The sequence below is a fragment of the Providencia sp. Je.9.19 genome (genome assembly GCF_051129765.1).
Classification (GTDB): domain Bacteria; phylum Pseudomonadota; class Gammaproteobacteria; order Enterobacterales; family Enterobacteriaceae; genus Providencia.
Genome location: NZ_JBCPSS010000003.1, coordinates 176,429 through 201,759, shown reverse-complemented (window position 1 = coordinate 201,759; position 25,331 = coordinate 176,429). Strand labels below are relative to the sequence as shown.

General features: G+C 38.1%; 21 protein-coding genes. 15 read left to right on the top strand and 6 right to left on the bottom strand.

Features of this window, described 5'->3' with window-relative positions:
• The first annotated feature begins 9 nt into the window (after nt 1-9).
• Nucleotides 10-666, top strand: a complete 657-nt coding sequence (locus tag AAZR93_RS13470; protein WP_294101297.1) for a hypothetical protein — start codon at nt 10-12, stop codon at nt 664-666.
• Between the two features lie 156 nt (nt 667-822).
• On the opposite strand, the gene cdd is transcribed toward AAZR93_RS13470, so the two are convergent.
• The 4 genes from cdd to metG all read right to left on the bottom strand — a co-directional run bounded on the left by cdd (nt 823) and on the right by metG (nt 5,388).
• Entirely contained in the window at nt 823-1,710 is an 888-nt protein-coding gene (cdd, locus tag AAZR93_RS13465) for a cytidine deaminase (RefSeq protein ID WP_434720086.1), read from the bottom strand.
• A 189-nt stretch (nt 1,711-1,899) separates the two neighbouring features.
• The gene (locus AAZR93_RS13460) at nt 1,900-2,595 is read right to left on the bottom strand and encodes a CidB/LrgB family autolysis modulator (RefSeq protein ID WP_294101292.1); all 696 of its coding nucleotides are present in this window, start codon (nt 2,593-2,595) and stop codon (nt 1,900-1,902) included.
• A complete protein-coding gene (locus tag AAZR93_RS13455) occupies nt 2,595-3,062 on the bottom strand; it encodes a CidA/LrgA family protein (RefSeq protein WP_294101289.1) in 468 nt (155 codons plus the stop codon). The genes AAZR93_RS13460 and AAZR93_RS13455 overlap by 1 nt, the downstream gene beginning before the upstream one ends.
• Nucleotides 3,063-3,360: 298 nt before the next feature.
• Complete coding sequence (metG, locus tag AAZR93_RS13450; RefSeq protein WP_294101287.1) at nt 3,361-5,388, bottom strand: methionine--tRNA ligase; 2,028 nt, start codon at nt 5,386-5,388, stop codon at nt 3,361-3,363.
• A gap of 249 nt (nt 5,389-5,637) precedes the next feature.
• Here metG and apbC point away from each other — a divergent pair, with 249 nt between their 5' ends.
• The 6 genes from apbC (at nt 5,638) to asmA (ending at nt 12,091) form a co-directional block, all read left to right on the top strand.
• A complete protein-coding gene (apbC, locus tag AAZR93_RS13445; protein ID WP_434720085.1) occupies nt 5,638-6,750 on the top strand; it encodes an iron-sulfur cluster carrier protein ApbC in 1,113 nt (370 codons plus the stop codon).
• Nucleotides 6,751-6,977: 227 nt separating this feature from the next.
• Entirely contained in the window at nt 6,978-7,538 is a 561-nt protein-coding gene (locus AAZR93_RS13440) for a LemA family protein (protein WP_294101282.1), read from the top strand.
• 105 nt (nt 7,539-7,643) lie between these two features.
• The gene (gene htpX, locus AAZR93_RS13435; RefSeq protein WP_434720084.1) at nt 7,644-8,600 is read left to right on the top strand and encodes a zinc metalloprotease HtpX; all 957 of its coding nucleotides are present in this window, start codon (nt 7,644-7,646) and stop codon (nt 8,598-8,600) included.
• 172 nt (nt 8,601-8,772) lie between these two features.
• Nucleotides 8,773-9,417, top strand: a complete 645-nt coding sequence (gene udk / locus AAZR93_RS13430) for a uridine kinase (RefSeq protein WP_294101276.1) — start codon at nt 8,773-8,775, stop codon at nt 9,415-9,417.
• A gap of 114 nt (nt 9,418-9,531) precedes the next feature.
• Nucleotides 9,532-10,113 carry a dCTP deaminase gene (gene dcd, locus AAZR93_RS13425; RefSeq protein ID WP_336428562.1) on the top strand — a complete coding sequence of 194 codons (582 nt, stop codon included), beginning with the start codon at nt 9,532-9,534 and terminating at the stop codon, nt 10,111-10,113.
• Between the two features lie 133 nt (nt 10,114-10,246).
• Nucleotides 10,247-12,091, top strand: a complete 1,845-nt coding sequence (gene asmA / locus AAZR93_RS13420; protein WP_434720083.1) for an outer membrane assembly protein AsmA — start codon at nt 10,247-10,249, stop codon at nt 12,089-12,091.
• 62 nt (nt 12,092-12,153) lie between these two features.
• Here the strand turns inward: asmA and AAZR93_RS13415 are convergent, their stop codons facing one another.
• Entirely contained in the window at nt 12,154-12,840 is a 687-nt protein-coding gene (locus tag AAZR93_RS13415) for a hypothetical protein (protein ID WP_434720082.1), read from the bottom strand.
• A 181-nt stretch (nt 12,841-13,021) separates the two neighbouring features.
• A complete protein-coding gene (locus AAZR93_RS13410; RefSeq protein WP_294101269.1) occupies nt 13,022-14,605 on the bottom strand; it encodes a TerC family protein in 1,584 nt (527 codons plus the stop codon).
• Nucleotides 14,606-14,879: 274 nt separating this feature from the next.
• On the opposite strand from AAZR93_RS13410, the gene gndA reads away from it, so the two are divergent.
• The 8 genes from gndA (at nt 14,880) to AAZR93_RS13370 (ending at nt 25,322) form a co-directional block, all read left to right on the top strand.
• Complete coding sequence (gene gndA, locus AAZR93_RS13405) at nt 14,880-16,286, top strand: NADP-dependent phosphogluconate dehydrogenase (protein ID WP_294101266.1); 1,407 nt, start codon at nt 14,880-14,882, stop codon at nt 16,284-16,286.
• 264 nt (nt 16,287-16,550) lie between these two features.
• Nucleotides 16,551-17,738 (top strand): multidrug effflux MFS transporter, encoded by a 1,188-nt coding sequence (locus AAZR93_RS13400; RefSeq protein WP_434720081.1) that lies wholly within the window; start codon nt 16,551-16,553, stop codon nt 17,736-17,738.
• A gap of 499 nt (nt 17,739-18,237) precedes the next feature.
• Nucleotides 18,238-18,687, top strand: a complete 450-nt coding sequence (locus AAZR93_RS13395) for a hypothetical protein (protein ID WP_434720080.1) — start codon at nt 18,238-18,240, stop codon at nt 18,685-18,687.
• 18 nt (nt 18,688-18,705) lie between these two features.
• Entirely contained in the window at nt 18,706-19,026 is a 321-nt protein-coding gene (locus AAZR93_RS13390; protein WP_294101260.1) for a PTS fructose transporter subunit IIB, read from the top strand.
• Nucleotides 19,013-20,128 (top strand): PTS fructose transporter subunit IIC, encoded by a 1,116-nt coding sequence (locus AAZR93_RS13385; RefSeq protein ID WP_294101257.1) that lies wholly within the window; start codon nt 19,013-19,015, stop codon nt 20,126-20,128. Before AAZR93_RS13390 ends, AAZR93_RS13385 begins: the two co-directional genes overlap by 14 nt.
• Before the next feature lie 96 nt (nt 20,129-20,224).
• A complete protein-coding gene (locus tag AAZR93_RS13380) occupies nt 20,225-22,810 on the top strand; it encodes a glycoside hydrolase family 38 C-terminal domain-containing protein (protein WP_434720079.1) in 2,586 nt (861 codons plus the stop codon).
• Between the two features lie 18 nt (nt 22,811-22,828).
• Nucleotides 22,829-24,385, top strand: a complete 1,557-nt coding sequence (locus tag AAZR93_RS13375; protein ID WP_434720078.1) for an HPr family phosphocarrier protein — start codon at nt 22,829-22,831, stop codon at nt 24,383-24,385.
• Between the two features lie 229 nt (nt 24,386-24,614).
• Nucleotides 24,615-25,322, top strand: coding sequence for an oligogalacturonate-specific porin KdgM family protein (locus AAZR93_RS13370; protein ID WP_434720077.1), 708 nt, complete (start codon nt 24,615-24,617; stop codon nt 25,320-25,322).
• The last annotated feature ends 9 nt before the right edge of the window (nt 25,323-25,331 follow it).

Here is a 25,331-nt window from a genome sequence, read left to right as displayed (position 1 = left end):
GGCGTTCTAATGATGATTTTAAAATTTAAATCTATTTCTATATTAATATTTATTTTGCTAAATATATTATTTTTAATTATCACAAATAAAAGTTATGCTTTTAATGATAGATATAGCCTTCACAAGGTCAATAATTCAGATGATAAATATTTTAGTATTTTCATTTATCTAGAACAAGAATTTCTAAATAATCACATGAAGGAGCGAGGTGATTCATTAACTAGTGAAAAACGAAGTAAGTATCAACATGAGCTGAAATTAGCATATGACCGAGTTATGAAAAATCGTAAAGAAAGTGATAATATTCCAATTGGTGATATTACCTATCAAGAATATATTAATATCAATAAAGAAGCGAGGTTAAATTCAGGAATTCCATATGAAGGTTGGTTGTTTAAAGATGTATTTGAAGTGTTATCTACAGATAAACAAATGAAAATTATAGGCGAGCTATTAAATAGCTTTTCTAATAAATCACTTAGTGGTGAATCAAAGCTATTTGTTAGTATTTGGCTAGATATGAAAGAAGAAGCTGCGCAGCCAGCCTCGATGAAACGAAAACAAAGCCAAGCTTGGTTAGAGAAAATGCGAAAAATCCCTTTAGTTATTACATTAGAAGACACGATAAATGAAACAGAAAAACTGGTTAATGAATTTATATACTAAGAGGTTAATTATTAATTAAAATTATGGGGGCTATTATGATGTTCATTTTATTTGTAAATGGTTTTATGAACAAAATTAAAGTCTAATAGCAACTATACGGTTATTGCTGTTTATTCAAACTTCCAGCAATAACCGTTACTTTAAATAATCATTAAATTAATTGATATAAGCCAACTCAACTTGCTGGCAGCCTAATGTTTTTAATGTATTTTCAGTTACACACCAATGTTTAACAATAGCATCTTGTTTTTCAACAAAAGTGGCTTGGTCGATAGCATGAATATCTTTACCTGCAAGATTAATCATGATCAATGCAGCTTGTAACGGTGGTAAGCTCGGGTTGAACGCGGCATTTTCAGCATAGCGCCCTGTAAATAAAGAGCCATCTTTCAATTGCAATGCAATACCAGAATGGGACTCGCTATAAGGAGCATGAGATTGATTTGCGGCTTCAATAGCAGCACATAATAATCTGTCACGGCTTGGTGTTTTATAGCCGTGGTCAGTGGTATCCATTAACAGTGTGGTGATATTTAAATCCGCTGGACCAAATGAATCAGGTAAATATTCATGTAAGGTTGCGGGTTTACGCTCTGGCAAATGAACCATGATGTTGCCACCTTCACGCAATTCATTCATAAACTGTCTGCAGTGGCCACAAGGGGTATAGTTCACTGTAATTGAAGTCAGTTTTTTCTCACCTTTTAACCATGCATGAGTGACTGCACATTGTTCTGCGTGAATAACTTGTCCCATCGATACTTGGCTAAATTCCATGTTGGCACCAAAGTAGAGATTACCACTTTCACCGCAAGCGATTGCGCCTACATAAAAGTGAGAAATGGGGGTAATCGCATAGGATGCGGCAAATGGTAGGAGTGAAAATGCAAGTTCAGAATCACTACAATCACATTCAGTTTTAATGTGTTTGACTTGTTCAGCGGTTAGCATCGCTGGGAAATTAGGTTGATCAATAATAGGTCTAAGTACAGACTGTAGTTTTTCTGGAAGCTGGGACCAAGCGGCTTTAAATCTTGAATGCATGAATTACCCTCCCTATTTTAATTACTCTCATTCTATTCAATTAGTCACCTAACAAAATGTGATCTAAGTCTATTTTACAATGAAATGAATGAAACAAATATTACAAATGAGAGATGTATCTCATGTTTTTATCGTTTAAAGAATAAATAAGAGGATATGTAATCGCTCTTATTTATCTTATTAATGAGTTTAGCTAAAAAGATGAATAATGACAGGAAATATAAATGGGGCAATTAATGATGTGATGACACCACAAGTCATTAGTGCCAGTGAGCTATACGCCCCTTCAATATAATTGACCTCAGCACAACGTGCAGTACCGAGTGCATGAGAAGCGGTTCCCATTGCTAATCCCCTTGATGCATGTGTACGAACCCGCAAGACATCGAATAAACTATGACCAAACATTGCACCGAGTATCCCAACAAAAAGTACGCAGGCGGCACTAATAGCAGGTATTCCACCAATAGAATCTGCGACAGCCATGGCGATTGGAGTAGTAACCGATTTGGGTAGGATAGATGCCGCAATATCAGGTGTTGCTCCAAGCCATAATGCAATCGCGGCACCTGTAAACATAGCGACAAGGCTACCTGCAAAACAAATACTAAATAGTGATTTCCATTGTGCGCGAATTTGATGCATTTGCTCATAGAGCGGGAACGCTAATGCTACTACCGCAGGCTGCAATAAATCATTCAAAAGCTTACTACCTGCAAAATAATGCTCATAAGAAGTATTGGTAACAATAAGCAATGGAATAATAACCGCAATAGTAATGAGCAAAGGATTAAGCACAGGTAATTTGCATTTAATCGAAAGCAGACGAGCAAGATAAAACACCACAATAGTTAGCGGCAGTGACCACCAAATATGCTCTAACATTATTCATTCCCCTTAGTTTTATCATTATCGATAACAGAAGACAGGGTCTCTTCAGGGGGGAGTGAAACTTCGTCAGGTTTTACGCCAACAACTGGGCGTTCTTTATGAACATAGTTAGAACTGATGGCAACGACAATCATCACAATGAGTGTGCTTGCTAAGCATGAAATTAAAATGGGGATCATTTGTTGGCTTAAAAGATCATAGTAATTCATGATCCCAACCCCAATAGGAACGAAAAGTATTGTCATATTTTTTAATAGGATACTACAGCCTGGTTGTGCCCAATGTGCGGGAACAATCTGGAATGCCAGTAATATAAACAGAATTAACATACCAACAATACTGCCGGGAATAGCGAATGGAAGAAGTGTAGAAATTAGGTTTCCGACAATAAGACAGAGGTAAAGAATTGCGAAAGCTCGCAAGTATTGCCATCCAGTTATCATCACCTGTTTAAATGACATGAGACTTGTCCTGTTACTCTATATTCATTCATCATACAATTAACTTTGTAATTGTGCTAGGGATCACAAAAAAAAGCTGTAAAAAAAAAGCTGTAAAAAAAAAAGCGGAGAACTGAATACTCATCATACTTCAAGTTGCTTTGGTTATAGTTAATTTTCAGATTTCTGAGTCACATAGCATTTCTATGCACCTTGGAATATCTTCGCTTACTATTCACATACAACTTAAACTATTTAGAGTATCGTTTCTCCGCTTTTCACTTAGTCATTAACGCATGCCCAATTGGGTTTCGTTATTTTATTTTACTTGCATACCGGGCTGAGCACCGTTATCAGGGCTAAGTAGGTAGATATCGTTACCGCCAGGACCTGCTGCCATCACCATACCTTCAGAAATACCGAAGCGCATTTTACGTGGAGCAAGGTTTGCAACCATGACGGTTAAGCGACCTTCTAACAGCTTAGGATCAGGGTAAGCAGAACGAATGCCTGAGAACACTTGGCGCGTTTCTCCACCAATATCAAGCAATAATTTCAGCAGCTTATCAGAGCCTTCAACAAAATCAGCTTGCTTAATTAATGCAATACGTAAGTCAATTTTTGCAAAATCATCAAAGGTGATTGTCTCTTGAATCGGGTCGTCAGCAAGTGGGCCCGTCAGTGTTGAGATGGGCTTAATGCTCTCTTTTGAGGCTTCAACCATCGCTTCCACTTTAGACATTTCAATGCGATTAAATAACGCTTTGAACGGCGCTACATGGCTGTCTAATAACGGTGAGTTGATAGAATCCCAAGTCAATTCAACATTCAAGAAAGCTTCAACGCGTTTAGTTAGACCTGGCAGAACGGGTTTTAAATAGGTCATTAATACACGGAACAGGTTAATGCCCATAGAGCAAATATCCTGTAGCTCTTGGTCTTTACCTTCTTGTTTTGCGACCACCCAAGGTGCTTTCTCATCAATATAGCGGTTAGCAATATCAGCTAATGCCATGATTTCACGAATAGCTTTACCGTAATCACGGTTAGTATAATCATCACCAATGGTTTGTGCGGCATCAATAAATTGTTGATACAGCTCAGGTTCAGATAATTTGGCGGATAACTTGCCATCAAAACGTTTTGTAATAAAGCCAGCATTACGTGAGGCTAGATTGACGACTTTGTTGACGATATCGCTGTTTACGCGCTGAATAAAATCTTCTAAATTTAAATCGATATCATCAATGCGTGAAGAAAGCTTAGCGGCATAATAATAACGCAGGCAATCAGCATCGAGATGATCCAAATAGGAGCGAGCAGTAATAAATGTACCGCGCGATTTAGACATTTTAGCGCCATTAACCGTGACATATCCGTGAACAAATATATTGGTTGGTTTACGGTAATTACTGCCTTCAAGCATGGCAGGCCAGAATAAACTGTGGAAATAAACAATATCTTTACCGATAAAATGATAAAGATCTGTTTTTGAATCTTTCTGCCAAAACTCATCAAAGCTTAAGTCGCCACGTTTATCACATAAGTTTTTAAATGAACCCATGTAACCGATTGGCGCATCTAGCCATACATAGAAGTATTTACCCGGCGCATCTGGAATTTCAAAACCAAAATAAGGCGCATCACGGGTGATATCCCATTGCTGTAAGCCAGACTCAAACCATTCTTGCATTTTATTAGCGACTTGCTCTTGTAGGGCACCAGAGCGAGTCCATGCTTGTAGCATGTCGCTAAATGCAGGCAAATCAAAGAAAAAGTGTTCAGTATCACGCATAACAGGTGTCGCACCCGAAACCACAGAGCGCGGGTTGATAAGCTCTGTTGGGCTGTAGGTTGCGCCGCAGACTTCACAGTTATCGCCGTATTGATCTTCTGACTTACATTTTGGGCAAGTACCTTTGACGAAACGATCTGGCAGGAACATGCCTTTTTCTGGGTCATACAGTTGAGAAATTGTACGGTTTTTAATAAAACCATTATTTTTCAACTGTGTATAAATATGTTCCGCTAACGTTTTATTTTCTTCACTGTGAGTCGAGTGATAGTTATCGTAACTAATGGCGAAATCAGCAAAATCGTTCTGATGCTCTTGGCTCATTTCGGCAATCATATCTTCTGGGGAAACACCCAGTTGTTGAGCTTTAAGCATGATTGGTGTTCCGTGCGCATCGTCAGCACAGATGAAATGAACCTCTTTGCCGCGCATTCGCTGATAACGGACCCAAATATCAGCCTGAATGTGCTCCAGAATATGACCGAGATGGATTGAACCGTTAGCATAGGGTAACGCACAGGTTACCAGTAGTTTATTCGCGACTTGAGACATAGTAACTTTCTTACTTCCATTATTATAAGGGTCTTTGATGTTAACTCATCAAAACTGATGTCGCTAGGGTAATACAATATTAATCGGTAATTATTGTGAAAAAGAAAAGAAATTTTTTACACTTAGTGGTTTTTAGTTAGCTTGGCGGTCACTATTTTTTATGTTCTCTGTTATGATTAATCATAGTAAAAGTAATAGAGTTAAAAAGTAGTTTAAAATAGTTTAAAAATATAAAATAAAGGAGCAGGGATGAGCGATAAATCTCCCGAGCAGAACAAACCAGAACTGCTGACTGAACAAGTCTCCACTGTTTTGGCTTCATTTACACACCCAACACTACAGCGTAATCTGATTTCAATCAAAGCGTTATACCACTGTGCTATGTTGGATAATGTGCTGCATGTCGAATTAGTTATGCCATTCGTTTGGAAAGGGCCATTTAAAGCACTAATCAGCGAAAAAACGGCAGAATTGAAACAGCTTACTGGTGCTCACGCCGTTGAGTGGAAGCTTCGTCATGATATCACTACCCTAAAACGTGCGAACGATTTAGCCGGCATTAAGGGCGTTCGTAATATTTTAGCGGTAAGTTCTGGTAAAGGTGGTGTGGGGAAATCCAGCACTTCCGTTAACTTGGCATTAGCGCTTGCTCAAGAAGGTGCTAAAGTTGGTATTCTGGATGCGGATATTTATGGTCCATCAATTCCAAATATGTTAGGTACCACGCTTGAACGTCCATCATCACCTGATGGCCAACATATGGCACCAATTATGGCATATGGCATCGCCACTAACTCGATTGGTTATTTAGTCACTGACGATAACGCGATGGTATGGCGTGGCCCGATGGCGAGCAAAGCATTAATGCAAATGTTGCAAGATACTTTATGGCCTGATTTAGACTATTTAGTTATCGATATGCCTCCGGGGACTGGTGATATTCAGTTAACACTTTCTCAAAATATTCCTGTAACGGGCGCTATTGTTGTGACCACTCCGCAAGATATTGCACTAGTGGATGCGATGAAAGGGATTGTCATGTTTAAAAAAGTCAATGTGCCAGTACTTGGCGTTGTCGAAAACATGAGCGCACATATTTGCAGTAACTGTGGGCATGTTGAGCCTATTTTCGGGACTGGCGGTGCTGAAAAACTCGCGGAGAAATACAATACTAAATTGTTAGGGCAAGTTCCTTTGCATATCTCTTTGCGTGAAGATCTTGACCGTGGACAACCAACAGTAATGCGTGATCCTGAAGGTGAGTTTGCGGATATATACCGTGAAATTGCTTCTGGTATTTCTGCATTAATGTATTGGGAAGGGGATAAAATCCCGACTGAGATCTCTTTTCGTGCAGTTTAAATAAATAGTTTAAATGTATAGAGATTGGTAGAGGCTATTTCAGATAGCCTCTTTTATTATTGATGTCATTTTTCTTCTTGTTTTACCTCTTTTCTGATTTATTTCTCGATTGTTTCTTTATTTCCCGATGATGGGTAGAATGTGCCTATGAACTTATTTATAGATGCTTGTATCAATAAATATTGATAACAAATTTTATTCCTATGGCGAATGCCTAAAAGGTGATTATGAAATTTTTAATTTTTATTGTCGTGTTAGTGCTGATTGTTATTTATTTTTATAATCGCATTGTTGCATTACGTGAAGCTGTTGTTTCGAGCGAGACAGAGATCTCCGTCCAATTAGATCGCCGCGGAAAAGTTTTTGATAGCTTGTTGGCAACAGTTAAAAAGTATTTGAGTCACGAAACTGAGGTTTTCAGCAAAATTACAGAGCTGAGAACACAGGCACAAAACGCAACGGGTGATACCGCTCGCGAAGCTGAAAATGCGTTGTCAAAAATGGTGACAAGTGGTGCGATTAATGTTGCGGTAGAAGCTTATCCTGAGCTTAAATCAGACGCTATTATGGCCAATTTACAAGAAGAGATTATCTCTTCTGAAAATAAATTGTCATTTGCTAAACGTGGTTATAATCGCGCGTTAGAAACTTATAATGCGTATATTGCGTCTATGCCAGCCGCCATTATTGTTGGCATAATTCCTAGCTTAAAAATCTCTAAAGAATACTGGCGTCTTGATGAAGAAACGATTAAAACGGAAGAGTCTCGCCGTATTAATTTCGACTAACTAAATGCCTCATCTAAATGACGAAAAATAATTAGCAATACAGGTTAAAATCGAGATGCATTTTTGCATCTCGATAGTAAATGTCTTCAGATGACAGGATTGTTTATGGATTTTAGAAACGTTATACGTAAAAACAACATTCGTACACGATTAGTCGTTGTGAGTTATATATTGTTGATGCTGATTATTGGATTGCTTGCTGATTCGGCAACACATCCTGATGAGCGCATTGACCTATTAGATAATATGTTAGCGTTTATCACTTTCCAACAACTGCCTATGGCGACTTTTATTATTTTAGCATTGACCTTTTTTGGGCTTATTTATATTCATTTTAGAGGTCATAAAATGATGTTGGCAGGTATGGATACCAAAGAAATTACCTTAGAAAATGCTAGTACACCTGAAGAAAAACAGCTAATTAACATTTTAGAAGAGCTAAGTTTAAGTGCAACATTAGGTTATATACCGCGGTTGTATATCTTAGAAAGTGATGAACCTAATGCATTTGCTGCGGGTTGGAATTCAAAAAATGGTCTCGTTGGTGTCACTCGTGGTCTTTTACAATCGTTAAATCGCCAAGAAGTTCAAGCGGTAATGGCCCATGAAGTCGGGCATATTATTCATGGTGATTCTAAGCTCACTTTATATGTGGGAATACTGGCGAACGTGATATTAACTATTACCAATATCTTTAGTCAGATTTTTATTCGTAGTGCAGGGCGTAGTCGCAATAATGCGGCAAATAAAGCGCAAATTATTTTACTGGTGCTTAATTTTATTTTGCCTTGGATAACTCAAATTCTTTATTTTTATTTATCGCGTACGCGTGAGTATATGGCGGATGCCGCTGCGGTTGATTTAACGTCAGATAACCAAGCCATGATAAGTGCTTTAAAGAAAATATCGGGTAAGCATGAATCTAATGAATATGAGCATTCCAGTACAGGGCAAGCTTATCGTAAAGCTGCCTATATTTTTAATAAAGGCGATTCGGTTTTTTCAACCCATCCCTCAATTGAAAATCGAATTGCTGCTTTAGAAGGTCGTAAACAGTTTTAAATTGAAGTATTTCACCTCGCAAATGGGCTATTTATCAAATTAGGCGCGTTTTTTATCGGTCTTTGTTCACTGATGCTGGAACAGCGCGCCATTACCTCCTATAATTCCGCAAACCATAACACTTTACTGTTATGCATTTCATTTTAGAATTATTTAACCAGGTTACCATTTTATGACTGACATAGCGCATCAATGTACCATTGTAGGTATATCAGGAGCCTCTGCATCGGGCAAAAGCCTTATCGCAAGTACCTTATATCGGGAGTTAAGAGAACAAGTTGGCGATCATAATATCGGTGTTATTCCAGAAGACTGTTACTATAAAGATCAAACAAATATTCCAATGGAAGAACGCCTTAAAGTGAATTATGACCATCCCAACTCGATGGATCACAGTCTGCTCTATGAACACCTCAAACTACTCAAAAGTGGTCAATCCGTCGAAATTCCTCAATATGACTATGTCGCTCACACCCGCAAAGCCAAAACGCTCAGTTTTAGACCTAAAAAAGTGATTATTATTGAAGGTATTTTGTTATTAACGGATAAACGCCTGCGCGAGGAAATGGATTTTTCGATATTTGTCGATACTCCGCTTGATATTTGCTTGATGCGCCGTATAAAACGTGATGTAAATGAAAGAGGCAGAACATTGGACTCCGTCATTGATCAATATAATAGAACTGTTCGTCCTATGTTTTTGCAATTTATTGAACCGTCTAAACAATACGCCGATATTATTGTTCCACGAGGTGGTAAAAACCGTGTGGCGATTGACGTCTTGAAAGCTAAAATTGGTGAGTTTTGTAAGGATTAATGACGTCAGGTTAATCAACTGACAGTTTTAATGGCGATGAAACTGTCTTTGATTTAAAAGCCTATATTGGCATAAACGTGAATATAGGCATAAATAATGAAGGGGAAAACAATTATGCGTCTTTGTGACCGCGATATTATTCAGTGGATGGACGAAGGTCGGTTAGAGATAAGCCCACGCCCACCGATTGAACGGATCAGTGGTGCGACTGCAGATGTACGTCTTGGAAATCAATTTCGTGTTTTTCGAGGACACACTGCGGCATTTATTGATCTTAGTGGCCCAAAAGATGAAGTTAATGCTGCCTTAGAACGTGTAATGAGTGATGAAATCGTACTTAAAAACGATGAAGCATTTTTTCTCCATCCAGGAGAGTTAGCGCTGGCCGTTACCCTTGAGTCTGTTACGTTGCCTGATAATCTAGTAGGTTGGTTAGATGGTCGTTCATCATTAGCCCGACTAGGCTTGATGGTGCATGTAACTGCACACCGTATCGATCCCGGCTGGCGTGGTCAAATTGTGCTAGAATTTTATAATTCAGGTAAATTGCCGTTGGCGTTACGCCCAGGTATGGTTATTGGCGCTCTTAGTTTTGAACCATTGTCAGGCAGCGCTGATCGTCCTTATAATAGTCGGCAAGATGCTAAGTATAAAAACCAACAAGGTGCTGTTGGTAGTCGCATTAGTGAAGACTGATTAAGTCGGCTACGGTGGAAATTATCTCTTGTAATGGATATTAGAGAGATGATTTTTACTTATTTTCAAGGATAAATATGGTGTGAGCCTAATTTAATGGCAAAGCAGGCATAATAGTTTAGGAGAGGGATGAATGAAACGCTTTTTAACGACATTAATTATTTTACTTGTGGTCGTGGTAGCGGGTTTAACAACGCTAGTTATGTTAGTAAATCCGAATGATTTTAGGCATTATCTTGTCGAGCAAGTAGAGAAAAAAAGTGGTTATCAGCTTGAATTTAAAGGTGATATGCGTTGGCATGTTTGGCCGACATTAAGTATTATCACCGGTCCTATTTCTATCACTGCCCCTGAGGCAACTCAACCTATTCTTAGTGCAGATAATATGCGCTTAGATGTTGAATTATGGCCGTTAATTTCCCATCGTTTATCTGTTGAACAAATTGTTTTAGATGGTGCGGTTATCCGTAAAACGCCTGAAAGCGAATCACAAATTAAGCTTAACTCTCCAGTTCCGCCTGAGGGTAGTCATGTAGATGTTGATTCGACAGATAAAAGTAAATGGTTGTTAGACATCGAAAAAATAGATATCTCTAATAGCTTAGTGATTTGGCAAACTAAAAAAGATGAATATAACCTACGTAATATCAATTTATCATTGAAAAAAAGTGATGATAAGATAGTGACCGTTAAATTCAGTGGAAACCTGAATAAAAACCAACAAGAACTGAGTTTTGATACCCAAGCCGACATTGACCTGTCTAAATTTAACCAGCAAATCAGTGGACAACTGACCCAATTTGATTATCAATTTAGTGGTGTTGATTTACCTCAGGCTGGTATAACGGGGCAGATAACAACCGATTTTCTGTATGTTAAATCAGATTCAGGAACTGCAAGTCTTGATAATTTAATGATTAAGGCTAATGAAAGTGAATTAAAAGGTAATATCAGTATTCATTTAACGGAGATTCCTGCGATTATCATTAAGCTATCATCCGATAGTTTAAATGTAGATAGTTTATTAGGCATGCCGCATTCATCAGCGACCTCGCCAGCAGCAGCCGTAGATAATTCTGCAAGAGTGGGAGTGAAACCCGTTATATCGGGTTCGAATGCACAAAAATATGATTTGTCGGGTCTAAAGTCATTTACAGCAGATATTGATTTAACAGTGGGCAATCTTATTTATCGGGGTATGTCTGTCACTGATGTGAAGTTTAGTGCACAAAATCAAACACCACGCTTTACGATTTCAACATTAGAAGGTAAAGCGTTCGGTGGGCAATTTTCTTTACCCGTTACATTCAATTACAGCGCTATTCCTGCTCAAGTATCGGCAAAACCTGATTTCAAAAATATCAATTTAACGCCGCTATTACAGGCGTTTAAAATGCCTGAAAAACTTAGTGGTATTATTTCGCTCAAAGCCTCGTTATCCGGTGTCGGTTATGATGATTATGCAGTTAAAAATCTTTGGCAAGGGCCGCTCAATTTTGAATTAACCAATGCCAAACTTGCTGGGTTAAATATCCCACAACTTATTCAGCAATCTATTTCTCGGGTAACCAATAAGATTAATGCTCCGGTTAATACGGGTAATTATACTGAGGTCGATTTATTCACGGTCTCAGGTCGTTTGAATAAAGGCGATATGAATATATCATCTTTACGTGCTACATCTTCGCTTGTGAACATTAGTGGGCAAGGGCGTGTTAATGTGCCTAAAGAAACTATTGATGTAAATTTAGGCGTGAATATTGCGGGTGGTTGGGGCGGTGATTCACGCCTTGTCCAGCAACTCCAAGCCATGACTGTTCCTTTACGTATTTATGGTAGTTGGCATAGTTTGCAATATCAGCTAGATGTGGAAAAACTGTTACGTAATGAATTACGAACACAGGCCAAGGAAGCATTGGGTAATTGGCTTAAAAAAGAAGAAAAACAAGGGCTGAATAATTTATTAAATGCGTTATAAAAATAGATTAAATAATTAAATTAGACTCCGGCTTATTGCCGGAGTTTTTTATCATAGGAAGATTATTTGCTACCATTCTCGGCATAATCTGTGGCTCTTTGTGCTGCTGAACTCATACGTTCTAATAAACTGGTTGTTTTAATTTCTGATTGACCTCGAATATAATTTTGTTTATTTATTTCTTTTCCTACGTTTTCTTTAGCTTTATTTATATTTTCTTGAAGTTTGGTTAATGTAGCTTGTTTGCTGTCATGGTGCTTATAAGAGGAGCTATCTAATTTATTCTGGTAACTTTGAATTTGCGTATTTAGGTTTACTAATTTTTTAGACATATCCGCAGGGGAGTAACTGAAAGAACGGCCTAGATGTTTGTTGTTATTATTTTTTATATCTTGAGTAATTTTATCAATACAACTAGTAATGTTCTTTTTTAACTGATTAATTTCTTTCAGATGGACTGTTTTCGCAGTCGTGTTCACTTTTGTTTCGTTTATATCTGTTTTTGTTTGTAAGTTACCTTGCGCTTCAATAGAGGAGTGAAACTCTTTTACTTGGGTTTTGTTGGAAAATGTCACATGTCGTGACTCTACGGGCAGTTTTTGATGCTCGTTTTTTTTCAGAATTGACTGAGGAAATGATTCAGTTTTATTTGTTACTGATTTCATCGCCTCAGAAGATATGCCTTTAGTCGTATTTTTATGATTTACATTAGTAGTCGGTGTTGTGACTGTATTTGACGCTATTTTCATTGGTTATTTTCTCATTAAAATTGCATTATTAAACTCATCGAATTATTCAATAATTAAATGATTGTTGCTTTTAAAAAACGCTACTATTTTTATTCTTTATAGAGATTAAGGCGTAATATTTTCGGATTTTAGGCAAAAAAATACCGACCATATAGGTCGGTATCAGTAAAAATAGAGCTAATTAGTCATCTTCATATTCATAACCATCTCCTACTGGCGCAGGAGGGGTGATCAATACTTTATTGACTCGATGGCTATTTACTTCTAGCGGCTGGAAAATACAGCCATTGATAGTAACTTGTTCGCCAACTTGTGGAACACGTTGTAGATGTTCCATTAGTAGCCCTGCAATAGTCTCGTATTCACGTTTATCATCCAGCTCCATTGGAATAAACATAATCAAGTCTTCCAGTGGCATAAAGCCATTGGCTATCCAAGTGCCATCATCGAGTTTTTGAATATCGTGGCGTGAGTCATTCTCTTCTTCGCCAACAGGCAAGTTACCGGCGATAGTTTCCATCACGTCAGTTAATGTCACGATACCTTCTATAGAACCAAACTCATCTACCACAAAAGCAAAGTGGGTATGGGCCTTACGGAATTGTTCTAATGCTTTTAACAGTGATAGCCCTTCAGGGAAGATTAGCGGCTGTGTGATCAATTCGCGTAAATTTAATGGTTGACCGCTTAGTTGTTGTTTTACTAAATCAAGAATATAAACAATACCAACAGGTTCATCACTGATTGTTTCATCGACGACGACAAAACGAGAGTGCGGATTTTTTTCCATCAACTGTAATAATTCACTTGATGGCTTATTGATATCTAAATAATCCACATCATGACGAGAGGTCATAATGCTTTCGACGTTGCGCTGAGCCATACCTAATACACGGGCAATCATCAAACGTTCTTGTGGGTCAAAAACAGATTGGTTATCCGCGATTAAATTAGAGGTATGAGGGTCAAGGTCAGCTCTTTCATGCTTACCACTTAATATACGTAAAACCGCTTCGGCGGTACGCTCACGCAGTGGGCGAGCACCTTTAAGAAACTTACGACGGTTAAACTGTGCGAACTGATTTAGCATCTCAATCATGATAGAGAAACCAATCGCAGCGTATAGATAGCCTTTCGGAATAGCGTAGCCAAATCCTTCTGCCACTAAGCTAAAACCAATCATCAGCAAGAAGCTGAGACAGAGAATAACGATAGTTGGGTGCTGATTAACAAAACTCGTCAACGGTTTACTTGCCCAGATCATCAGTGCCATAGCAATGGTTACGGCGGCGATCATGACACCAATATGGTCAACCATACCGACGGCAGTTATCACAGAATCTAGGGAGAATACGGCATCAAGGACGATGATTTGTGCAACCACCGCCCAGAAATTCGATGTTTTTCGTTGGGCACTCGCGTGTTCGTCTTTACCCTCGAGCCGTTCATTTAATTCCATTGTGGCTTTAAACAATAGGAATAATCCCCCGATTAACATAATGAGATCGCGGGCGCTAAAAGGGTGCTCGAATAGGGTAACTATGGGCTTGGTTAGCGTTATTAACCATGACAGGCTAAACAGGAGAACCACTCGCATTACTAGCGCAAGCATTAATCCAGTTACACGGGCTCTGTCACGTAGCTTTGGCGGGAGTTTATCTGCCAAAATGGCTATGAAGACGAGGTTATCAATACCAAGAACGATTTCTAGAACGATAAGGGTTGCGAGACCAGCCCAAATCGAAGGATCTGCGATCCATTCCATACAGTTTGTTTTACCTTCTATGATAACGGCTTATGCCGACAGGTGAATAATGCGGTTTGTTTTATTAAATTTCAATACAAATTCATCTAAGTTGGATGATTCTGGAAAAAAATTATTAGTTAGAGCTTATCAATAGCAGCAATAGTTATTATTGACTCAATAACAGTGCATCAATCACTACCAAGGAGCACAATCCTGAGTTAACATGTGATCAGGTTAACAGAATGTCAGCACAATAGAGGCTGACTTGATCCAAATCAGACGGGAGTTTTTCATGTCAAAGCAGCAGATTGGTGTTGTCGGAATGGCTGTCATGGGGCGCAACCTAGCGCTGAATATTGAAAGCCGCGGTTACTCTGTTTCTATCTTTAATCGTTCTAAAGATAAAACAGATGAAGTTATTGCCGAAAATCCAGGGAAAAAATTAGTTCCCAACTATACTATCGAAGAGTTTGTTGACTCTCTGGAAAAACCACGCCGCATCTTGTTGATGGTTAAAGCTGGCGAAGCGACGGATAAAACAATTGCTGCGCTAACGCCTCATTTGGACAAAGGTGACATCTTAATTGATGGTGGTAATACTTTATATAAAGATACCATTCGTCGTAATCGTGAGCTATCAGCGCAAGGTTTTAACTTCATCGGTACTGGTGTTTCAGGTGGTGAAGAAGGTGCATTGAAAGGCCCTTCAATTATGCCTGGTGGCCAAAAAGAAGCTTATGAGCTTGTTGCCCCAATTTTAAAACAAATTGCCGCTAAAGCAGAAGGCGAGCCTTGTGTCGCTTATATGGGTCCAGATGGTGCTGGTCATTATGTGAAAATGGTTCACAACGGTATTGAATATGGCGATATGCAATTAATTGCAGAAGCGTATTCACTGCTAAAAGGCGCTTTAAAATTAAACAATGAAGAGCTAGCAACGACTTTCTCTGAATGGAATAACGGAGAATTAAGTAGCTATCTTATTGAAATTACCGCTGATATCTTCAAGAAAAAAGATGAAGATGGTATTTACCTTGTTGACGTTATCTTAGATGAAGCGGCAAATAAAGGTACCGGTAAGTGGACTAGCCAAAGTTCTCTTGATTTAGGTATTCCTGTTACCCTAATTACTGAATCTGTGTTTGCTCGTTATATTTCTTTCTTGAAAGACCAACGTGTTGCTGCATCTAAAGTATTAACCGGTCCAGTATTAAAAGCGGTTGAAGGCGATAAAAAAGAGTTTATCGAAAAAGTACGTCGTGCATTGTACTTAGGTAAAATCGTTTCTTATGCTCAGGGTTTCCAGCAATTAAAAGCAGCTTCAGATGAATATAATTGGGATCTGAACTACGGTGAAATTGCTAAAATCTTCCGCGCAGGTTGTATTATCCGTGCTCAATTCCTACAAAAAATCACAGATGCATACAATGATAATGGCAAAATTGCCAATCTACTGTTAGCGCCTTACTTCAAACAAATTGCTGATGAATATCAACAAGCTCTACGTGATGTTGTTTGTTACGGCATTCAAAATGGTATTCCAACGCCGACATTCTCGGCGGCTATCTCCTATTATGATAGCTACCGTTCAGCAGTATTACCTGCGAACTTGATCCAAGCTCAGCGTGACTATTTTGGTGCTCATACTTATAAACGTACTGATAAAGAAGGTGTTTTCCATACTGAGTGGATGGAATAATCTATTATAGCTTGTAAGTTATGACGTCAATAGGCGCTATTTATTAGCGCCTATTTGCTATTCAAGTTTAGTTACTCTTAAATAAGTCACTTCACGTTAGGCTTTTTTGCATATAATTGAATTAGAGTATTAGACCAGTACCCTGATAGCATCCTTATTTATTATCCGCTATTTATTATTCTTATCGCCATCATGGCTATTCTCAATATGACATAAATATATTGAGCGTTAATCCAATAGATTCACAACTTTAGAACTGTTTATATGCGTAAATTTTTGGTTTTGTTACTCCTTTTAGTTTTACTCGGCCCGTTAGGGATTGATTTATATTTGCCTACCATACCTGATATTGCAAAGGACTTAGGGAGTAGTGAGTCGGTAATTCAATCGACTATTGCTTTGTTTATATTAGTACTTGGGGTTGGGCAATTAGTTTCAGGGCCGTTGGTTGACCGATATGGGCGTAAACCTGTCGCGATAGCGGGAATTATTATTTATATTATTGGTGCTTTGGTTGCTATATCAGCAACAACTTCAACGGTATTTATCGTTTCACGTTTATTACAGGGGATTGCGGTTTGTTGTACTTCTGTGGTGGCTTTCAGTTGTGTCCGTGACCGTATGAATGGCACAGCAGCGGCACGAGCATTTGGTTTTTTGAATGGCACATTAAATATTGTTCCGGCTTTAGCGCCATTGCTTGGTGGGTTACTCGCAGAAGCTTGGGGTTGGCGAGCACCATTTTGGTTCCTTGCTCTGTATGCTATTTTGATTTTAATTTTAGTTATTCGATTTTTACCTGAAACACGACCCGCTAGCTTGCAAAGTGTGAAGAAAATCCAACTTAAAAATTATATTCGCATTATATCTAGCCATCATTTTCTGATTTTTGCATTAGTAAATGCTGGAACTATGGGTATGGCATTGACGTATGTTTCTCTCGCTCCAAGCGTTTTAATGGGGGATGCAAAATTAAGCCCGTTAGCTTTTTCTATTGTTTTTGGGATTAATGGATTTTGGATCATGTTTGTCAGCTATATTGCTAACTATTTTATTCATAAGATAGGACGACCAACCTGTTTATTAATCGGTAGTTCGATGATGGCTTTGGGAAGTTTAGGATTATTGTTAGGTTTTATGCTGCTGCCTATCGATGTGCAAAATCATTGGCTTGTTTATATGCTTCCCGTTATTTGTGCTTGCAGTGGATTGGCATTCATGATGGGAACGGCAACTAGCTACGCATTAGAGCCTTTTGGTAATGAAGCAGGAACCGCGTCGGCATTGGTCGGCTTTATTCAAATGGCGGGTGGTGCCACATTGGGGCTTCTTGCTATTTCGTTGCCTATTTCCCCTAAATTATCTTTAGCGTTAGTTATGTTAATGGGTTGTATTTTTGGATTAATTGCACGAAAAACGAGCTTAGGGTTGGCGGTTACAGTGCAGAAATAAATTTATTTCAGTAATTTAGAGCATTGGCTATAGGCCAACTTTTCTCTCCCTTTTATTGGTGGAATATACAATGAAAGGGAGAATATATAATTTAACATTTAGCGAAAAATAACGATATAATCCAAATTTAAGTGAATACTGTATTTCTGTTTCAATAAAACTAATGTATTTCTATATAATTAAAAGCTTCATTTCATATAAAATAGCGATTATAAAACTTATATTAGAATAATCTAATTAAGCTGGATTAATGTTGTTTTTAATTGTTAAATTAGCCCTATATTATGCTTTTCTTGATTTTTGTATATTTATTTTAAAATTAAAAAAATATTTAAAATAAGAATGGGTATTTAAGGTAATATTTTAATTTTTAGCGGTTTAATTTTTAATGAAAATATTTTTTTTGTTTTTTTTATACTAACTTTAATAAGTGAGCGTGGAATCACAGTAATTGTTTATTATTTAATACTAGAATGCGGTTAATCTTTAGGAGGGGTCTATGCTCAAACATTTTGCTCCATTTTTAAAAGCCAGTTTTATATTTTTGCTATCTTTAGATAGTAAAAGCAGGGCTTTTTTGAGCAAAATTTGTTGGTTTGTCCCTATTACTTCTTTAGAAAAAGATGAGGCGGATACTCACCAACAATCCGATAGTGATATTTCGGTTAATTGGTCTCAATTATGGCATAGCGCACAAAAACTTTATGTTTCTATTTGTTCTAGTTCACCTGAAAAAATCGAAAATAAAGGTCGTAATAAGCCATCTATTTCTTTGCATACCCGTAAAATTTACGAGTTATTATTTCTATTTCTGGCTTCAAGTTTACGTCAATTAATGACCTGTCGTCATACAAGTGGTGCACCTGGTGATATTCGTCAATCAGGGTTAATACCTTTAAAAGCACAATGCGCGTTTTCGCCATTGTGCTTTTTTTATTCTCTGAATTAAATTTTTTAAGGAGTTGTTATGTTTATAGTTTGTGTCGCAGCATGTCCCACCGGTGTCGCTCATACTTATATGGCTGCGGAGTCTCTTGATATCACAGGGAAAAAGCGTGGGCATGAGATTAAAGTTGAAACTCAAGGAAGTATGGGCGTTGAAAATGAAATCACCAGTGACGATTTGGCTCGTGCAGATGCGGTTATCCTTGCAGCGGATGTCGCCATTATTAATAGAGAGCGCTTTGATGGCATGATCAAACTTGAGTGCAGTGTTGCCGATCCTATCAAATTTGGTGAGGCAATTTTTGATGCGTTAGAGCAGGAGATGAGTGATGGTGAAGTTTAAAGGCGGTTCGCAGCCGGGCGTGGGAACTGAGATCAAAAATGCCATCATGACAGGGGTATCATGGATGCTGCCATTTGTGATTGCTGGCGCTGTCATTATGGGGATCTCTCGTATTGGTGCTTCAATGTATGGTATTGATAATATTTGGGATTCAAGCCATGCGGAGGCAACAAACTATATTATTCAAATGTTGCATAAATTTGATGGTTTTGGCGGATTAGCACTGTCTTTGATGTTGCCGATTGTTGCGGGCTATATTAGTTTTGCAATAGCCAATAAGCCCGGCTTAGCGCCTGGCATGGTCGGTGGATTATTGGCGAGTAATTTAGGCACAGGTTTTCTTGGTGCACTTGCCGCAGGTTTTATTGCAGGGTACATAGTTCGCTTTTTAGCGAAATATACTAAGTTACCAAAATCACTAGCTTCCGCTGGCCCAATATTCATTTTACCAGTGGGTGGAACATTATTAACCTGTATTGTGATGGCTTTTGTAATAGGCGCACCTCTAGCGGCTCTTAATCATGGAATGGAAAATTGGTTATTATCCATGTCTGGTTCGAATAAAGTTATTTTGGCTGCGGTCATTGGTGCGATGGTTGGTTTTGATCTTGGTGGCCCGGTAAATAAAGCGGCGGTTACAACTGCAATGGCGCTTTTGGCATCTGAAATTTATGAACCAAATACAGCGGCACAAGTTGCAATTATTATCCCACCGATTGGTATTGGGTTAGCAACACTAATATGGGCAAAACGTTTTCCTGAATCCTTACGTGAAGCGGGTAAAGCCTCTACACTAATGGGTTTGATTGGTGTTTCTGAGGGGGCGATTCCATTTGCGTTAGCAAATCCTAGGATCATTATTATTAATATTATTGGTGCTGCGACTGGAGCCGCAATGGCTGTTGGACTTGGCGCAATGAACCACGCTCCAATTTCCGGCTTTTATGGTTGGTTAGCAGTAGATAAATGGCCAATTTATATTTTATCCGTAGCGGTGGGCTCAGCCATTATTACGATTGGCTCATTATTAATTTTTCGTGGGAATGAACCTATTAATGCTAAAGGAGTAGAAGCTGCGCCTAAATTTAAAGTAGGACGCTAATCGTATTTCTATTTATTAACTTAAATAAGTTTTAATCAGCGTTTATAACGCCACGGACTCGTTCATTCTGAAAATAGATTATTTAAAGGTTATATAATGAAAACCGTACATTTAATTCAACATACACACTGGGATAGAGAATGGTATTTTACCGAAAATGATTCCAAAATTATTCTTTATTATTTTATGAATGATTTAATGGATCGCTTAGAGCAAGATACAACTCTTGGACCATTTATTCTAGATGGACAAACTGTGGTATTGGAGGATTATTTAAAAGTTGCCCCCAAGCAATGTGACCGTTTAAAGCAATTAATAAAACAAGGTCGAATTTTAATTGGTCCTTGGTATACACAAACGGACTTTTTGGTAGTGGGTGCAGAGTCTATTGCAAGAAATTTATTATTAGGTAAAGCAGATTGTGAAACTTGGGGTAGTTATATGCCTGTGGGCTATGTCCCTGATTCATTTGGGCAAAGTGCGCAACTTCCAATGTTTTTACAACAGTTCGATATTAAATATGCAGTGATTTGGCGTGGCTGGTGTGAACGTGACGTTGCGAGTAGTGAGTTTATTTGGCGTGCAGATTCAGGGGATTCGGTAACAACGGCGGTGCTTCCGTGGGGCTATGGCTGCGCTAAGTGGTTGCCTGATAATACGGAAAAAGCCTCAATAGTATTGCCTGCAATTTTAGAAAAACAGGCGCGTTTTGCACATTCAGAACAAATTTTATTGCCGAATGGAAATGATCAATCTCCTTTTGAATATGCTGTGCCTGCAATGCTCAATAAATTGAATGAGCAGCAAAAGGATTATCATTTTGTTAAAAGTAGTTTTAGTGATTTTTTCACCGCATTACAGAAAAGTGGCCAACAATTACCTGAATTTAGTGGTGAGTTATTGAGTCCGAAATATATGCGTGTTCATCGGGGGATTTTTTCCACGCGTATGGATATTAAGTTACTCAATGCCAAATTAGAGCAATTTGTGAGTCAGCAGCTTGAGCCATTACTTTCGATTAATTGGCGATTAGGTCTACCTTATCCACAAAGTGCGGTGGAAAATATTTGGCGTGATGCCATGCAGTCTCATGCTCATGACAGTATTGGTGGATGTAATTCTGATAGGGTCAATAGTATGGTTAAAGCACGACTAACCAATGGGTTAGAAAGTGCAAATCAACTACTCTCTCTCAACATGAAAATGTTAGCGGGAGGGATAGAGGCAACTCAAAAAGGCAAAAAAATTATTGTCTTTAATTCACTACCTCATCAACGTGATGCGCAAATTAGTATCACGCTATATACGCCAGAAGCTGATTTTTGTATTAAAGATGACCAAGGTAAAACTTGTCGTTGGCAGCTAATTAAAGAACAGCCTCAAGATATGTCGTTGATTGTTCAAGAGTTAGCAAATAGTACAACCACAACATGGTATCGCAAGTGTGACGTATTGCTTGAAGCGACTGATTTGCCATCTTGTGGTTACCGTACATTTTATCTTCATGAAGGTGAGCCGGCTAACTTTGAATTTCCGCTACAGATAAAAAATGAGAATACACTTGAAAATCAATGGTTAAAAATTGAAATAAATGATGGTCAATTGAGACTAATTGATAAACGAAATCAACAGCATTATTCAAATATTTTGCGTTTAGTTGATGGTGGGGATGCCGGAGATAACTACAATTATTCTCCACCTGTAGATGATTGGCTGGTGAGTAGCGATGGACACCTACAACAATTTGAGTGTATTCGAGCGCCATTAATTGATGCTTTTATTTTGGACTGGCATATCCCGGCTCCGCTCGATGCGAAAGCTCGTCAGCAGCACCAGCTCAATGCGTATTTAGATATCTCAATGAAAATTTCGCTGCCTCATGATAAACCTTGGTTAGATATTGAAATTACAGTCAACAATACAATTCAAGACCATCGTTTACAAATTGAGATACCGACAGAGATTCAGCAAGCATTTCATTTTGCAGATCAACCATTTGGCTTAATTAAACGAGAAAATCAGCCAACAAGCTTAGCGTATTGGCAAGAAGAAAACTGGACAGAGGCTCCGACATCTCTTTGGCCAATGCAAAGTCTTGTTATGCAACATAATGATAATCATGGCATATGTCTTGTGACGGAAGGTTTGAGAGAGTATCAAATCCCTGAATCTCGCCAAGATATGATTGCATTGACGTTATTGCGTAGCGTTGGTTGGTTAGGGCAGGCTAACCTGACTTGGCGGCCTGGTCGTGCTTCTGGCATGGTCTTGCCATCTCCTGATTCACAAATATTTGGCATTCATCATTTTCATTTTGCGGTATTACCAATGCATCAAGGCCAGCATCCTGATTTCTGGCGAGATGTTGAACATTGGCGCACGCCTGCATTTGGCTATTTAGATTCAGGTTGGTCGCAATTTAAAATGAACCCACATAACCTTGTTTTTCCTGAAAGTTATAGCCTTTTAACTTGGGACTGTGACTTACATTTTAGTACGCTTAAAAAAGCCCAAAATGTAGATGCACTAGTATTACGCGGTTGGAATCCAAGTATCGAACCATTGTTATATGAGCCACCTAAATCTGACATTAAAATTCAGCAAGTGACTTTGGCTGAAACGGAATGCGTCAACGCAGGTAAAGCAGCACCTTGTGCCCCTGTGTCATGGCTAATGAGTTAATAATTAAAGGTATCATTTATGCAAACACTTTCTTTTTGTTGCCAGTTACCGAATGGTATTCATGCAAGGCCTGCCAGCGCATTGGAGCAAAAAACAGTGAGTTTTCAATCTGAAATAACGCTGTTTAATAAAACCAAAGCGCGCCAAGGAAATGCTAAAAGCGTTTTGGCGTTAGTGGGTACAGATGTTGCGCTTGGTGATGAATGTTATTTTCAAATTGAAGGACGTGATGAAAATATGGCTTATGAAAGGCTAAAAGTCTTTATTGAGCAAGAGTTTCTTCACTGTGATGTGCCTCTGGCTCAAGAGGCAAAAACAGAGCAACAAGTATTGCCTGTTTTTCTTAGCCGTTCAATATCTAAAATAGTACGCGGGAATGGCGTTAGCCAAGGGCTGGCAAAAGGGCAATCACGACTGATAAAGGTACCTGAGCTGCGCAGTTTAGGGCAAGAGCAGCCTGAAAGTTCACGCATTCAACAGTATGAAGAACTGAAAAAAGCATTACTGTTGGCGAGAGAACAATTACGTCAAGATATTCAGAAGGTTGTGGGTGAAGTTGCCAATATACTCGAAGCGCAAAGCCAGCTACTTGATGATGAAGATGTTGAGGCTTGTTTACTTGAGCAAGATCAGGCTCGTAATTCAATGTCTGCATTAGCGATGGCCATTGATGAGTTAAGTTTACCATTTCGTGAAAGCAGTAATGAATATTTGCGCCAACGCGAGTTAGATATTAAAGATTTAGGGCTGAGGATCGCGATTCATCTTAGTGTAGCGCCGATATTACAGTTACCAGAATTAGATAACGATACGATTGTTGTGTGCCAAGGATTATTAACCCCAGGACAATTACTGACTTTAAAAGGCAATAATACTAATTTACAAGGTATTGTGATGGCGGAAGGTGCAGAAACATCACATACGGTAATTTTAGCGCGTACTTATTCAATTCCACTGTTATCTGCAAGTACTGCGGTTATTGACCAAATTAAAAATAACCAAACTTTGTTGTTAGATACCCGCTTCAATGCGTTAATTATTGAACCAGACAAGTATGCAGAAGATTGGTTAACACTGGAAAAAGCGAAATTAGCACGTTTAACATTATCAAATAAACACCTTGATTCTAATTATCCGGTATTAACTTCTGAATTAGTTTTGTTAGATAGTACAGTGGCGAGTAAAGATGAGGCTATCAAATTACTAACGGATAATTTAGAGATAAATCGTCGTACAGATTCAGCCACAGATGTTGAACATGCTATTTGGCAACGTGAAGAGGTTTTCAGTACGGCGTTAGGTTTTTCTATTGCGATCCCGCATTGTAAATCACTCGCGGTTAAGCACAGCAGTATTTCCGTTATGCGGTTATTAGAGGATTTATCTTGGGGGGATAATGTTGATGTTAGATTAATTATTATGTTAACCATTAATGAGAATGAAGAAAATCAACATATGCGAATTTTTTCGGTTCTTGCTCGTAAGTTAATGCATGAATCTTTTCGTGAAAAAATAATGAGTGCAAAAAATCCTAATGCAATCGTTGAACTATTAAAATATGAATTAGGATTATAAAAAAACATTTAAATTAAATATTATTGTTTGATTTAGAAAATTAATAATATTAGTCCGTAATGTAAATTCTTTAAATTTAAAGGATAGGGATAACTTTGCTTAAAATTGCACTGGTTATTCTTATTTAAATGAAAACAATTGAATGGAGGCTGTCCTAACTAACGAGTAATAATTAAAAAACATAAATAAAAATTAAATATAACAACACACATAAATATAGGAAAAATTAATGAAACATTTTACTTTAGCTATCTCTACACTTATTTTTTGTTCTGCTGCTAATGCAACATATGTAGATTATCGTCATGAATGGTTAGGTGATGAACATCGCCACGAAGATAGAATTAAAATTGGGCATAGTTTACAAAATGGCACTTATTTTAGCCTTGAAGGTAAATGGAGAAGTAAAGATGGCGGCTTTATGGAAAATTTATCTTCAAAAGGTAATGAGGTTGAAGCGGGTTATAAATATAAAGTAACTAAAGATTTTGTATTAACACCTTCTTTTGCTTTAGATTCTGGTGAAAAAGATACCGCATATAAATTTAGTGTTAAAGCGGCTTATAACCTGACGGATGATTTTAATGTTGGAACACGTTTACGTTACGGTGTTAGACATTTTGATAATTCAAATAAACCAGCAAAGGATAATCAACATTATTGGCAAAGTAATTTTTATTTAGGTTATAAAATACAAGATATTTCTTTGAGTTATGATTTTGAATATAAATTCGATACAGATTACCCTGCCTATAAAGGTAAAGAAAAAGATTACGCACATAACTTAAATGTTTCGTGGATTGGTAATAAAACATGGGTGCCTTACTTCGAGTTAGGTTATGTCTCTTATGACGATGGTTCTTATGTGAAAGATGGAAAAACCTATCGTGATGCATGGCAAATGCGTTATCGCGTTGGCATTGCATATAATTTCTGATAGAAATAG